A 12293-nucleotide genomic window follows, 5' to 3' on the forward strand; every position below is an offset into this window, starting at 1 on the left:
GGGGCGGATCGTCGCTCTCATGGCTGGTTGGCACACTAGCGTTAGCCCTCGGTTGGGCTGCGAGAGAGAAAATTTCAATCGGCGCACAAATCACTTCAAACCCGAACGGGTGACTGGAACGCGCACTGCGCACTACCATGCTCGGCAGTCCCGCGGCATGCGGGTTCCAGAAAGCCAGAAAACGTGTCCACCGACCTTTCCAAAATCACCTGCATCGAAGACCTGCGCGTCGTGGCCCAGCGCCGCGTGCCGCGCATGTTCTATGACTACGCCGACTCGGGCTCCTACACCCAGGGCACCTACCGCGCCAACGAGGACGACTTCCAGAAGATCAAGCTGCGCCAGCGCGTGGCCGTGAACATGGAGGGGCGCAGCACGCGCAGCACCATGATCGGCCAGCAGGTGGCCATGCCCGTGGCCATTGCGCCCACGGGCCTGACCGGCATGCAGCACGCCGATGGCGAGATCCTGGGCGCGCGCGCGGCCCAGGCCTTCGGCATTCCGTTCACGCTGTCCACCATGAGCATCTGCTCCATCGAGGACATTGCCGAACACACGGCCCGCCATCCGTTCTGGTTCCAGCTCTATGTGATGCGCGACCGCCGGTTCATGGAGCGCCTGATCGAGCGTGCCCGCGCCGCCAACTGCTCGGCCCTGGTGCTGACGCTGGACCTGCAGATCCTGGGACAGCGCCACAAGGACATCAAGAACGGCCTGTCCACGCCGCCGAAGCCCACGCTGCGCAACCTGGCCAACCTGGCAACCAAGCCGCACTGGTGCCTGGGCATGCTGGGCACCAAGCGCCGTACCTTCGGCAACATCGTCGGCCATGTGGATGGCGTGGCCGACATGAGTTCGCTGTCGTCGTGGACCGCCAGCCAATTCGACCCCAGCCTGAACTGGGGCGATGTGGAGCGCATCAAGAAGCTCTGGGGCGGCAAGCTCATCCTCAAGGGCGTCATGGACGCCGAGGACGCGCGACTGGCGGCCGACAGCGGCGCCGATGCGCTCATCGTCAGCAACCACGGCGGCCGCCAGCTCGACGGCGCACCCTCGTCCATCGAGGCGCTGCCCGGCATTGCCGAGGCGGCGGGCAAGGACATCGAGGTCTGGATGGACGGCGGCATCCGCAGCGGCCAGGACGTGCTCAAGGCGCGTGCCCTGGGCGCCCAGGGCACGATGATCGGCCGCAGCTTCCTCTATGGCCTGGGCGCCTACGGCCAGGACGGCGTGACGCGTGCACTGCAGATCATCCAGAAGGAGCTGGAGACCACGATGGCCTTCTGCGGCCATACGCAGATCGATACCGTGGACCGCAGCATCCTGCTGCCCGGAACCTATCCGGGCACCGTGCGCTGAACCGGCAAAAGCTGCACGAGAAAAGGACCGCCTCGGCGGTCCTTTTTTCCTTTCAGGCTGCGCCTCAGGCTTGGGCAGGTACGCGCCGGCTTTCCGGCTGCGCCGCCACCAGCCGGCCCGCCGCATGCAGCACGGCCAGGATGGACGCGGTCACGATGTTGGCATGGCGCCCCGCACCGAAGCGCGTGCCCGCCACGCCGGGCAGGGCGGCCTCGACGATGGCCAGCGCCATGGCCCCGGCGCCCTGGCCCAGGCTGCGCTCCTCGTAGTGGTCAATGCGCAGCGCCACGCCCAGGTGCTGGCCGATGGCGGCGGCCACGGCATCGATGGGGCCGCTGCCTTCGCCATACAGCTGCAGCCGAAGGCCGTCTGGCCGGACCACTTCCAGCGCAATGCCCTGGCCCTGGGCGCTGTCGAACAGGTGGTGGCTGCGGTAGCACCAGGGAAGCTGCCGGGGTGCGAGGTAGGTCGCCTCGAACAGCTTCCACAGGTCGTCGCTGGCCAGCTCGGCCTCGCAGGCGTCCGCCTGTTTTTGCACCACGGCGCTGAACTCCACCTGCATGCGGCGCGGCATGGTCACGCCATGGTCGCGCTGCAGCAGGAAGGCAATGCCGCCCTTGCCCGACTGGCTGTTGACGCGAACGATGCTGTCGTAGGTGCGGCCCAGGTCCTGCGGGTCGATGGGCAGGTAGGGAACGCGCCAGGGCGCATCGGGCCGCTGCGCCGCAAAGCCCTTGGCGATGGCGTCCTGGTGCGAGCCCGAGAACGCCGTGAACACCAGGTCGCCCACATAGGGGTGGCGCGGGTGGATGGGCAGGGCCGTGCATTCCTCCGCAATGCGCGCCACGGCGGCGATGTCCGAGAAATCCAGGCCCGGCGCGATGCCCTGCGTGTAGAGGTTGAGCGCCAGCGTGACCACATCGAGGTTGCCACTGCGCTCGCCATTGCCGAACAGGCAGCCTTCCACGCGCTGGGCTCCCGCCAGCAGCGCCTGCTCGGCGCAGGCCACGCCCGTGCCCCGGTCGTTGTGCGGGTGCACGGACAGCACGATGTGCTCGCGCCGTTCCAGGCGGCGGTGCATCCACTCGATCTGGTCGGCGAAGACATTGGCCGTGCTCACCTCCACCGTGGTCGGCAGGTTGATGATCATGGGCCGCGCGGGGCCTGCATCCCAGGCGCGGATGGCTGCGTTGCACACGGCCAGCGACACGTCGAGCTCGGCCATGCAGAAGGTCTCGGGCGAGTACTGCAGCACCCATTCGGTCTCGGGGTGGGCATCGGTCAGTTCGCGCAGCAGGGCGATGTGGTGCTCCACCATGGCGATGATCTCGGGCACCTGCATGCCGAAGACGATCTCGCGCCAGGCCGGGGCAATGGCGTTGTAGAAGTGCACGATGGCGCGCCGCGCTCCGGCCACGCTGTCCACCGTGGCGCGGATCAGGTCCTCGCGCAGCTGGGTGATGACCATGGGCGTCACGTCGTCGGGGATCAGCCCGTTGTCGATCAGGTGGCGCACGATGCCGTAGTCGGTCTGCGAGGCCGAGGGAAAGCCCACCTCGATCTCCTTGAAGCCTATGCGCACCAGTTCGTGGAACAGGCGCAGCTTGCGCTCGCGGTTCATGGGCTCGAACAGGGCCTGGTTGCCATCACGCAGGTCGGTGGACAGCCACACGGGCGCCTGGCTCAGCTGGCGTGAGGGCCATTGGCGCTCGGGCAGGTCGACGGCGGGGAAGGGAAGGTATCTGGACGCGGGATTCTTCAGCATGCGGGCCTCGCAGGAAACGCTGGGGTTTGCAGCCACCGGATCGGCCGGCGGCCCCGCTCTCCTGGCTTCCCGGTGGGGGGGAAGCTGCGCCAGGCCGGGATCAGGGAGAGTCGGTGCGAAATGCGGCGCCTGCGCAGGCGCCCGGACCCCGGCCATGGGCCAGGGATAGTAGGGAGGGCGAGGGCAGGCAGTGCATGGTGCGATGGCGGTGAATCACAGGGAACGGATGCCAGTTTGCGGGCAGGGTGCTTGTCTGTCTTTATAGAATTTCTCATTTTCTATATGGATCTGGACAATATGCGCACGACCCATGCCCCGGCTTCGGCAGCCGCCGTTCCCTGCAGCCATACCGGGCTGCCCGAGCTGCAGGCCGCCGCACCGCTGCCGGTCACGGGCGTGGCCGCCGACTATCCGGCGGGGCTGGAGGTGGAGGAACACTCCCACGAATGCTGCCAGTTGCTCTACGCCGTGCAGGGGGTGCTGGAGGTGCGCGCAGGCAGCGGGCGCTGGGTGGTGCCGCCCACGCGCGGCGTCTGGCTGCGCTCGGGCGTGCCCCACGGCCTGCGCATGCGCGGCGCGGTACAGGTGCGCAGCCTGTTCGTCGATGCGCAGGCCGCTGCAGACCTGCCGGGTACGGACTGCGTGATCGAGGTCTCTCCCCTGCTGCGCGAGCTCATCAGCGAGGTGGCGCGCTGGCCTGCATCGGCACCGCCGGGGCGGCGTGAATCCATGGTGGTCGAGCTATTGCTGCAGGAGCTGCGCCAGCCGCCCGTGGTGCCGTTTCACCTGCCCTGGCCGCAGGATGCGCGCATGGCCGCTGTCTGCCATGCGCTGGCCGAAGGAGACGGGACGGATGGCTTTGCCGCCGCAGCCACCACAGGCGCCGCAGCTGCCACAGCCGGTGATTGGGCCGCACGGCTGGCCATGGGTGAGAAGACCTTCCATCGCCACTTTCTGCAGGCCACGGGAATGAGTTTTGGCCGCTGGCGTCAGCGCGCACGGCTGCTGTCATCCATGCAGGCGCTGCTGGCCGGAAGGCCCATCGTGCAGGTGGCGCTGGAGGCCGGCTATGAAAGCCACAGCGCCTATTCGCTGGCCTTCAGGCGCCAGTTCGGCATGCCGCCCTCGGCCTTCGGGGCCAGGGGCGACAGGCCGTAGGAGGGCCGGGCCGCGTCAGGCGGCCTTCCAGATGATGTAGTCGGCCTGGTATTGGACGACCTGCTTCTGGCCCAGCGTGGAGCTGTTGCAGGTCATGGCAGGGGCCACGCCGCCGCGCGTGGCCACGCGCTGGATATAGGTCACGCCCTGCATGGCGCCCATGCCGGTGGCGGGCTCGGCCTTGACCAGCTGCATGGGGATGTTGCCTGCGCTGGACGGCGCCACGGCGACCTGGGTGGCCGTGACCTTGGAGCCGTCCTGGTGCGCCCAGGTGGCGGGCGGGCCGAAGTAGCGACCGATGACGCGGCCCTGGCGGTCCGTCAAACGCGCATCAGGGCCGACAAAGGCCCATTCCTGCTCCATCGCCTGGTCCTTCTTGGCGCGGCATTCATAGGTGATCTGGCCTATGCCCACCGTCTCCATGGCAACCTTGTGGCCTGCGGGCACCTGCACGGCGGCCGGCAGGTCGGACTGGGAATAGCTCTTGCCCATGTCCATGGAGGAGCAGGCGCCAAGGGTCAGTGCGGCCATGGTGGCCAGGCCGAGGGGGAGGATGTAGCTCATGAAGGTCTCCAGATCGATGGGTTGAGGTGTGTCGCCTTGAACCGCTGTCCGGGGCGCGACACAGGGAATACGCAGCAAGGCAGCGGCTGGATTCACCTGAATGGAAAAAAATTTATCCGCATCCGGTTCGCAATGCGCTGCGTATTGCTCACGGAGGGCCGGTGCAAGCCGGGAGACCCCTGCCAGACCTTCTGCAACCCCCCGGCTGAGCACCGATATGCCCCTTGAATCCGATCGAAAGACAGAACAAGCCCCCGGGCGGCCACGCAACAGTGCGGGCCATGGGGCCGCCCGCTCGCCCACAATGCGTGCATGGGCACCACACCAACCGACCAAGAGCTGATGGACCTTCTGGACCGCATCGCAGCGCAGGACGAGCCCGCGCTCCGCAGCCTGTACGAGGCCACCTCGTCCCGGCTGTACGGGCTGGCGTTGCGCATCCTGCGGCACAAGGACTGGGCCGAAGACGTGCTGCAGGACAGCTACCTGCACATCTGGCGCAGCGCCTCGGGCTACCGGGGCACGCTGAGCCCGCCGCTGGCCTGGATGGGCCTGGTGGTGCGCAGCCGGGCCCTGGACTTTCTGCGCCGGCGCCGCGCCGAACGCCTGCACCTGAACGAAGAGTTCGACGAGGCGCAACTGGCGGCCCATGGCGGCGGGGACGATGAAAGCCAGGGCCCGCTGCAACTGGCCGAGGCCAGCGAACAGGCCGTGGCGCTGTACCAGTGCCTGGAGCGGCTGGAAGGCCGCCAGCGCGAGGTGGTCAGCCTGGCCTACCTGCGTGACCTCAGCCACGGCGAACTGGCCGGCCAGCTGCAACTGCCGCTGGGCACGGTCAAGACCTGGATCCGGCGCGGCCTGGAGCAGTTGCGCCGCTGCCTCTCGCGCCATGCGTGATGCAGATGACATGCTCTGAGCGGCCAAAGGATTTGCCATGAATATTTCCCGACACCCCGAACTGCTGGACCGGCTGGCCGCCGCTTACGCCCTGGGCACGCTGCGGGGCGCGGCACGCCGCCGCTTCGAGCAACTGGCCCGTGACCAGGCCCCGGTGCGCGCCGCCGCCCTGCTGTGGCAGGGCCGCTGGTCGGCCCTGTCCGAAATGCAGGCGCCCGTGCGCCCTGACGATGCGGTCTGGGTCCGTATCGACAACCTGCTGCAGGCCGAAAAGGCCCGCGCCGCCCAGGCGCATCGGCGGCGCGCCGACGATGCGCCTGGCATGGCGCGGCGCACGGAATCCGCCGTGGGCCGCGCCCTGGCCTGGTGGCGCGGCGCCGCCGTGCTGGGCGCCTGCGCCACCGTGGCGGCCGTGGCCGTGGGGCTGTGGTCGCACCAGGACCTGCGCCAAAGCGGCGAGCGCCAGCTGGCCGTGCTGAACAACCAGCTGCAGGCCACCCAGGCCGCGCTGCAGGCCGCGCCCCAGATCCAGTACGTGGCCGTGCTGGCCGACGACAAGGCCGATGCCTCCATGCTCGTGACCTTCGACCCCGGCAAGAACACCCTGGTGCTGCAGCGCGTGGGCGACTTCCATGAGGCCTCCGACAAATCATTGCAGCTGTGGGCCCTGCCGCCCCAGGGCGGCCCGCAATCGCTGGGCGTGCTGGGACGCGACAAGCTGGTCAAGCTGACCGCCGCGGCCGCCGAGGTCCAGGGCGTGCCTGCCCTGGCCATCAGCCTGGAGCCCAAGGGCGGCGTGCCCAGCCAGACCGGGCCCACGGGGCCGGTGCTGTTCAAGGGTGCGCTGATCCGGCGCGACCTGTAGCGCGCCGCGCAGGCCCGCTCGCCATTGGCGACGGCCGTGCTGCTGCACAACGCAGCCTGCTTGCTCTGGCCAGAGCAGGGCGCGCGTGCAGCGCTGGCTGGCCGGCCTCTGTTTCGCTGCCGGGCGCGGCAGCCTTCTCCAAGCGCGTGCGCCTGGTGCCCGACCGGCGGCTATGCTGGCCGGCACTCAGTCGCCCGCGCCTTGCCGGCGGTGCCTTCCCTTTTTTGCCGACATGCTTTCTTCCCTCCAAGACCTGACCTGGCTGTGGGTGCCCGTGGTGCTGTTCGCCGCAGCCGCCCAGACCGTGCGCAACACGGCGCAGCGCTCGCTGACCGCCGAGCTCGGCACCCTGCCGGCCACCCTGGTGCGCTTTCTGTACGGCCTGCCGTTTGCCGGCATCTACCTGCTGGCGCTGTACCTGGGAGGCGATGGCGCCTGGACGCTGCCCCGGTTCTCATGGGCCTACCTGGGCTGGATCGCGCTGGGCGCCTTCTTCCAGGTCGCGGCCACGGCGGCGCTGCTGCTGGCCATGAAGGAGCGCAACTTCGCCGTGGCCGTCACCCTGTCCAAGACCGAGGTGCTGCAGGTGGCCCTGTTCGCCGGCATCTTCCTGCACGAGATGCCCACGTTCGTGGCCCTGTTGGCCATGGGGCTGGCCACCTTTGGCGTGCTCATCCTGTCGCTGCCGCCGCGCGGCCAGATGCTGTCGCTGTCGGCTTGGGCCAGCCGCTCGGCACTCTACGGCCTGGCCTGCGGTGCCTGCTTTGCCATCGCCACCGTGGGCTATCGGGGCGGCGCCGTGGAACTGGCGCGCCTGGGCGAGATATCTCCCTGGCTGTCAGGCGCCTGGGGCGTGCTGATCGCCCAGCTCATGCAGACCCTGGGCCTGGGCGCCTGGATCGCGCGCACCCACGCGCAGGGCCTGCGCCCCATCTTCCGTGCCTGGCGCGTCTCGCTGCTGGCCGGCGGCATGGGCGCGGCCGCCTCGCTGGCCTGGTTCACCGCCTACGCCATGCAGGGCGCGGCACCCGTGCGCACGCTGGGCATGGTCGAGGTGGTGTTCAGCTACATCGTCTCGCGCCGCGTGCTCAGCGAAAGCCTGAGCCGCCAGGAAATGATCGGCATGGCTCTGATGGTGCTGGGACTGGTGCTGATCTGCCTGCAGGGATGAATGGTCCGGGGCCTGTGTGAACAAGCCCTGTGGGCTGTATGAATGCACAGTTGCCGCAATAATGGCGGCGTGCCTGAAACGACACCCACGACACCCACAAGCCCTGCCGATGCTGCGCCCCCGCGCCGCATCGCCCACCTGGACATGGACGCCTTCTATGCCTCGGTGGAGCTGCTGCGCTATCCGCAGCTCAAGGGGCTGCCCGTGGTCATCGGCGGCGGACGCCGCGCTCACGACGAGGCGCTGGATGCGCGCTACGCCGGCCGGCTGCACGAGATTCCGGTGGACGAGTTCTCGCGCCTCAAGGACTACGTGGGCCGGGGCGTGATCACCACGGCCACCTACCCGGCGCGCCAGTTCGGCGTGGGCTCGGCCATGGGCATGATGAAGGCCGCGCGCCTGTGCCCCCAGGCCATCCTGCTGCCCGTGGACTTTGCCGAGGTGCGGCGCTTCTCACGCATGTTCAAGGAGATCATCGTCTCCATCGCCCCGCTGATGGAGGACCGCGGCGTGGACGAGGTCTACATCGACTTCACCGATGTGCCCGGTGGCCAGCGCGAAGGCGGGCGCGTGCTGGCGCGGCTGATCCAGAAAACCATCACCGACGCCACGGGCCTGACCTGCTCCATCGGCGTGGCGCCCAACAAGCTGCTGGCCAAGATGGCCAGCGAATTCAACAAGCCCAACGGCATCTCCATCGTCCAGCCTGACGATCTGCAGGCCGTGATCTGGCCGCTGGCCTGCCGCAAGATCAACGGCATAGGCCCCAAGGCCGATGCCAAGCTGCAATCGCTGGGCATACAGACCATTGGCGAGCTGGCCACGCAAAGCCTGCCCCAGCTCGTGCAGTGGTTCGGCCGCGCCTACGGCAACTGGCTGCATGGCGTGTCCTGGGGGCGTGACGAGCGGCCCGTGGTGACGCACAGCGAGCCCGTCTCCATGAGCCGCGAAACCACCTTCGAGCGCGACCTGCACGCCGTGCGCGACCGGGCCGAACTGAGCGCCATCTTCACCGACCTGTGCGAACGCCTGGCCCAGGACCTGCAGCGCAAGGGCTACATGGGCCGCACCGTCGGCATCAAGCTGCGCTACGACGACTTCAAGACCGCCACGCGCGACCACACGCTGGAACTGCCCATGGCCGATGCCGCCACCCTGCGCCGCGCCGCAGGCCAATGCCTCAAGCGCGTGCCCCTGGCCAAGCGGCTGCGCCTGCTGGGCGTGCGCGTGGGCAACCTCGTTCGCACGGCCGACTGGAATGCCACCGCCCACGACCCGCTGGCGCGCGAGCAACTGCTCAGGGGCCCGGCCCAGCCCGCGCCGTACAGCGATCCCTTTACACCTCAACTGTTCTGAATCATCACCACAAATCTGGCGCACACGCTGTAAGACCATGCACCAGTTCCGAGCATGAGACTGCGGTTGCCGTGCTGTGAGATGATTTGGAAATGTGAATTTGTGTTTCCGTTTGATGGATTCCGGTGGCTTCAGAGCGTTTTGCCATGCCATTTCACAAGAACAAGAGACATCCCAAAGGAGTGGTACCCATGCGCGTGAATTTGCCCGTCAGCCAGCTCAACTACGACTTTCCGGGCGATGAGCTGCTGGTATCCGTCACCAACACCAAGGGCGAGATCACCCATTGCAACCCTGCCTTCGTGCGGGTCAGCGGCTATACCTACGAGGAACTGATCGAGCAGCCGCACAACCTGATCCGCCACCCGGACATGCCGGCCGCCGCCTTCAAGGACATGTGGCGCACCATCGCCCACGGCTACCCGTGGACCGCCCTGGTCAAGAACCGGCGCAAGAACGGCGACCACTACTGGGTGCGCGCCAACGTCACGCCCATCATGGAAGGCGGCCGGCCACGCGGCTACCTGTCGGTGCGCACCAAGCCCCGGCCGGACGAGATCGAGGCCGCCGAAGCCCTCTATGCCCGCATGCGCGCCGAAGCCGATGCCGGCCAGGAAACCCTGCGACTGCGCGGCGGTGAACTGCGCCGCCTGGGCCTGGCAGGCCTGTGGGACCGCCGCAGCGACCTGGGCCTGACAGCCCGCATGGCGCTGATGCTGGGCGGCGTGGTCCTGGCCGCCATGCTGCCCGACCTGCTGGGCTGGCAGGGCGCCGCAGCCTGGGGCACGCGCCTGGCCGCCTTGCTGGCGGGGGGCAGCTTTGTGCTGTGGCGCTTCCAGCAGCGCTGCGTGGCGGGCCTGGAGCAGGCCAGCGGCTTTGCCGCCGACATTGCCAGCTGCCAGCTGGGCACGGACATGCAGCACGACTACAGCGGCCCCATGGGTGCCCTGATGCAGCGGCTGCAGCAAATCCAGATCAACCTGCGCGCCGTGGTCGGCGACGTGCGCACCGAAATGCGCGGCTTTGCCACCACCGCCCACGAGATCGCCCAGGGCAGCTTCGACCTCGCGCAGCGCACAGAATCCCAGGCCACCAGCCTGCAGCAGACGGCGGCCTCGATGGAAGAGATATCGGGCACCGTGGCGCAGACCGCCGACACGGCCCAGTTCATGGCCCATGAAAGCGACCAGAGCCGCCAGGTTGCCGGCAAGAGCGGCGCCGCCATCCAGGAAGTGGGCTCTGCCATGGAGCACATCCGCGGCTCCTCGCGCCGCATGGGCGAGATCATCGGCGTCATCGAAAGCATTGCCTTTCAGACCAACCTGCTGGCCCTGAACGCCGCCGTCGAAGCAGCACGCGCAGGCGAGCAGGGCCGTGGCTTTGCCGTCGTGGCCGGCGAAGTGCGTGCCCTGGCCCAGCGCAGCGCCTCCGCCGCCAAGGAAATCAGCGGCCTCATCAACCGCACCGTGGACGGCATCAACGACGGCAACGCCCGCATGGACGCCGCAGGCCGCACCATCGACGGCATGGTCGACGCCGTGGGCCGCGTCAGCGACCTGGTCCACCAGATCAGCATCGCCACGCGCGAACAATCCGTAGGCATCGCCCAGGTCAACGACGCCGTGGCCCAGCTCGACTCCGTCACCCAGCAAAACGCCGCCCTGGTCGAACAATCGGCCGGCGCGGCGGGCTCGCTGCGTGCCAGCGCCCAATCGCTGGAGCGGTCGCTGGAGGTGTTTACGTTGCGGTGAGGGGAAGGGCCGGTAGGAGGGGGCCTGCTTGGGGCAGGCCACAGTCAGGCCATGGGCTGTGGCTGCCTTGAAATGCCGGGACAGTTCAGAAATCCCGGCTTTCGATAAAACAGAATTCGGTGCGGTTGGCGCCTGAGTCGGTTTTGAGGCGAGAGTCCGCGCTGACGATATGCAGCTCGTTGCCATAAGCATGCACGTAGTTGAAATCATTGCCGGATGCCACTACACCTGATTCTGTATCTATGCTTGTATGGACTGATTGGTCTTGCTGACTGATGCGGTGCACTAGGAGCTTCCTATCATTTACGCCAACCCAGGCAATGTCTTTGCCCACCTCTACCATCTTCCCAAAAATGGAAGCGATGTTCTGGCGTCGATGAAGCTTGGTTCTCCATAGAAATCCAAAATTCTAAGATCGTTTTTCTACATAAAGCTGCTAGCCGATCTAGTAGCTGATGGCCAGATATCCGCGATGGAGTGCAATGCCTGTGGTTGCAATTTCCGCTCAAAGGCTGTTTCCATGTTCTGTATTGACTCTCCTATTGGCTTTGTTTAATTTTGAAATGTGATTTGGTATTTTTGAGAAGGTCATGGAAATCTCAATTAATAAAAAGTATCTGTTAATTGTTTTGAATGTGAATCGTTAAATGATTCTTGAATTAATTTGATATGTGTTCATATTCCATTCTGTAATCCTTTGTTGTCTTGCATCATCTTGTTCGAATTTTGTTGAGTTGCCGTAGGAAATATTGAAATATTTTTACCATTTCAGATAATTTATGATGTTTTCAAGTATGTATACTAATTTTCGCTTGTGTACATGTCTTGCAAAAAGTGGTGGAGAATAATTATTTTAATTTAACATATCCAGGCATTCTTTCTTTTTTTCTGAGTTTGATTCTGGAAATGATTCTTTGATTTCATTCATTATATAATCATTAATCATTTTGTATTCTTCCGTTTTTCTTGACGCGGCTTGCTGTTCCTTTGTTGTGTCGCCATATGAGGTTTCCATCTTTTTCTTCCATTTCTCGAACGCCTCAGGCGTGACTGATTTGCAATAATGCTCATATGAATCGGTTAGTGATAATTTATACTCCAAAGGAAAATCAAAGACGGCAAAGCTTGGTGTGTGTGTAAGCAATAATTTCATTAAAATATAGAATCCGAAAATATGCCGAGTTGAGAAAATTTTCTTGTGCATGATGGTTTTGATAATTTGAATGGATTGATGTTTTGTTGCTTGAGTGAGGATTAATAATTACTCTAATTAAAGAAGATGGTTGTTTAGGGTTTGGCTAGGGTGTGCAGATTCTATGTCATTCAGTTTTTTATTTTCATGATGTTTTTGTTCAGTTGCATCAAATTTTCTTGTGATAGTTTTATATTCGGTTGATTATTTCTGCT

Annotated in this window: 11 protein-coding genes; 7 read left to right on the plus strand and 4 right to left on the minus strand. The window is 65.0% G+C overall.

All coding sequences use genetic code 11. From position 1 onward, the window contains the following. Positions 1-183: 183 nt before the first annotated feature. Entirely contained in the window at positions 184-1359 is a 1176-nt protein-coding gene (locus LGR64_RS03675) for an alpha-hydroxy acid oxidase (RefSeq protein ID WP_328511958.1), read from the plus strand. Positions 1360-1423: 64 nt separating this feature from the next. Here the strand turns inward: LGR64_RS03675 and LGR64_RS03680 are convergent, their stop codons facing one another. Continuing rightward, a complete protein-coding gene (locus LGR64_RS03680; RefSeq protein ID WP_230354994.1) occupies positions 1424-3124 on the minus strand; it encodes a 2-isopropylmalate synthase in 1701 nt (566 codons plus the stop codon). A gap of 297 nt (positions 3125-3421) precedes the next feature. Between LGR64_RS03680 and LGR64_RS03685 the strand changes: the two genes are divergently transcribed. Next, complete coding sequence (locus LGR64_RS03685) at positions 3422-4282, plus strand: AraC family transcriptional regulator (protein WP_230354995.1); 861 nt, start codon at positions 3422-3424, stop codon at positions 4280-4282. Between the two features lie 15 nt (positions 4283-4297). On the opposite strand, the gene LGR64_RS03690 is transcribed toward LGR64_RS03685, so the two are convergent. Further along, entirely contained in the window at positions 4298-4846 is a 549-nt protein-coding gene (locus LGR64_RS03690) for a DUF3455 domain-containing protein (RefSeq protein WP_230354996.1), read from the minus strand. A gap of 312 nt (positions 4847-5158) precedes the next feature. On the opposite strand from LGR64_RS03690, the gene LGR64_RS03695 reads away from it, so the two are divergent. The 5 genes from LGR64_RS03695 to LGR64_RS03715 all read left to right on the plus strand — a co-directional run bounded on the left by LGR64_RS03695 (position 5159) and on the right by LGR64_RS03715 (position 10886). After that, on the plus strand, positions 5159-5743 hold the full coding sequence (locus LGR64_RS03695) for an RNA polymerase sigma factor (RefSeq protein ID WP_012207088.1): 585 nt from the start codon (positions 5159-5161) through the stop codon (positions 5741-5743). 37 nt (positions 5744-5780) lie between these two features. Then, complete coding sequence (locus tag LGR64_RS03700; protein ID WP_043821459.1) at positions 5781-6608, plus strand: anti-sigma factor; 828 nt, start codon at positions 5781-5783, stop codon at positions 6606-6608. A 232-nt stretch (positions 6609-6840) separates the two neighbouring features. After that, complete coding sequence (locus tag LGR64_RS03705) at positions 6841-7779, plus strand: DMT family transporter (protein WP_034396703.1); 939 nt, start codon at positions 6841-6843, stop codon at positions 7777-7779. Positions 7780-7821: 42 nt separating this feature from the next. After that, positions 7822-9135 (plus strand): DNA polymerase IV, encoded by a 1314-nt coding sequence (gene dinB / locus LGR64_RS03710; protein ID WP_230354997.1) that lies wholly within the window; start codon positions 7822-7824, stop codon positions 9133-9135. Between the two features lie 191 nt (positions 9136-9326). Beyond that, entirely contained in the window at positions 9327-10886 is a 1560-nt protein-coding gene (locus LGR64_RS03715; protein WP_230354998.1) for a methyl-accepting chemotaxis protein, read from the plus strand. An 85-nt stretch (positions 10887-10971) separates the two neighbouring features. Here LGR64_RS03715 and LGR64_RS03720 read toward each other — a convergent pair whose 3' ends face one another. Together LGR64_RS03720 and LGR64_RS03725 are read right to left on the minus strand one after the other, a co-directional pair. Then, the gene (locus LGR64_RS03720) at positions 10972-11172 is read right to left on the minus strand and encodes a hypothetical protein (protein WP_141834815.1); all 201 of its coding nucleotides are present in this window, start codon (positions 11170-11172) and stop codon (positions 10972-10974) included. A 567-nt stretch (positions 11173-11739) separates the two neighbouring features. After that, positions 11740-12090, minus strand: coding sequence for a hypothetical protein (locus tag LGR64_RS03725; RefSeq protein ID WP_141834805.1), 351 nt, complete (start codon positions 12088-12090; stop codon positions 11740-11742). Positions 12091-12293 lie beyond the last annotated feature (203 nt).

This window comes from Delftia sp. Lp-1, from assembly GCF_020523835.1.
In the GTDB taxonomy this organism is placed as follows: domain Bacteria; phylum Pseudomonadota; class Gammaproteobacteria; order Burkholderiales; family Burkholderiaceae_C; genus Comamonas; species Comamonas acidovorans.

Bases quoted from the DNA above. Each gene is read 5' to 3' on its own strand.
- LGR64_RS03680 (WP_230354994.1), bottom strand. From the start codon at position 3,124: ATGCTGAAGAATCCCGCGTCCAGATACCTTCCCTTCCCCGCCGTCGAC.
- LGR64_RS03685 (WP_230354995.1), top strand. From the start codon at position 3,422: ATGCGCACGACCCATGCCCCGGCTTCGGCAGCCGCCGTTCCCTGCAGC.
- LGR64_RS03690 (WP_230354996.1), bottom strand. From the start codon at position 4,846: ATGAGCTACATCCTCCCCCTCGGCCTGGCCACCATGGCCGCACTGACC.
- LGR64_RS03695 (WP_012207088.1), top strand. From the start codon at position 5,159: ATGGGCACCACACCAACCGACCAAGAGCTGATGGACCTTCTGGACCGC.
- LGR64_RS03700 (WP_043821459.1), top strand. From the start codon at position 5,781: ATGAATATTTCCCGACACCCCGAACTGCTGGACCGGCTGGCCGCCGCT.
- LGR64_RS03705 (WP_034396703.1), top strand. From the start codon at position 6,841: ATGCTTTCTTCCCTCCAAGACCTGACCTGGCTGTGGGTGCCCGTGGTG.
- dinB (WP_230354997.1), top strand. From the start codon at position 7,822: ATGCACAGTTGCCGCAATAATGGCGGCGTGCCTGAAACGACACCCACG.
- LGR64_RS03715 (WP_230354998.1), top strand. From the start codon at position 9,327: ATGCGCGTGAATTTGCCCGTCAGCCAGCTCAACTACGACTTTCCGGGC.
- LGR64_RS03725 (WP_141834805.1), bottom strand. From the start codon at position 12,090: ATGCACAAGAAAATTTTCTCAACTCGGCATATTTTCGGATTCTATATT.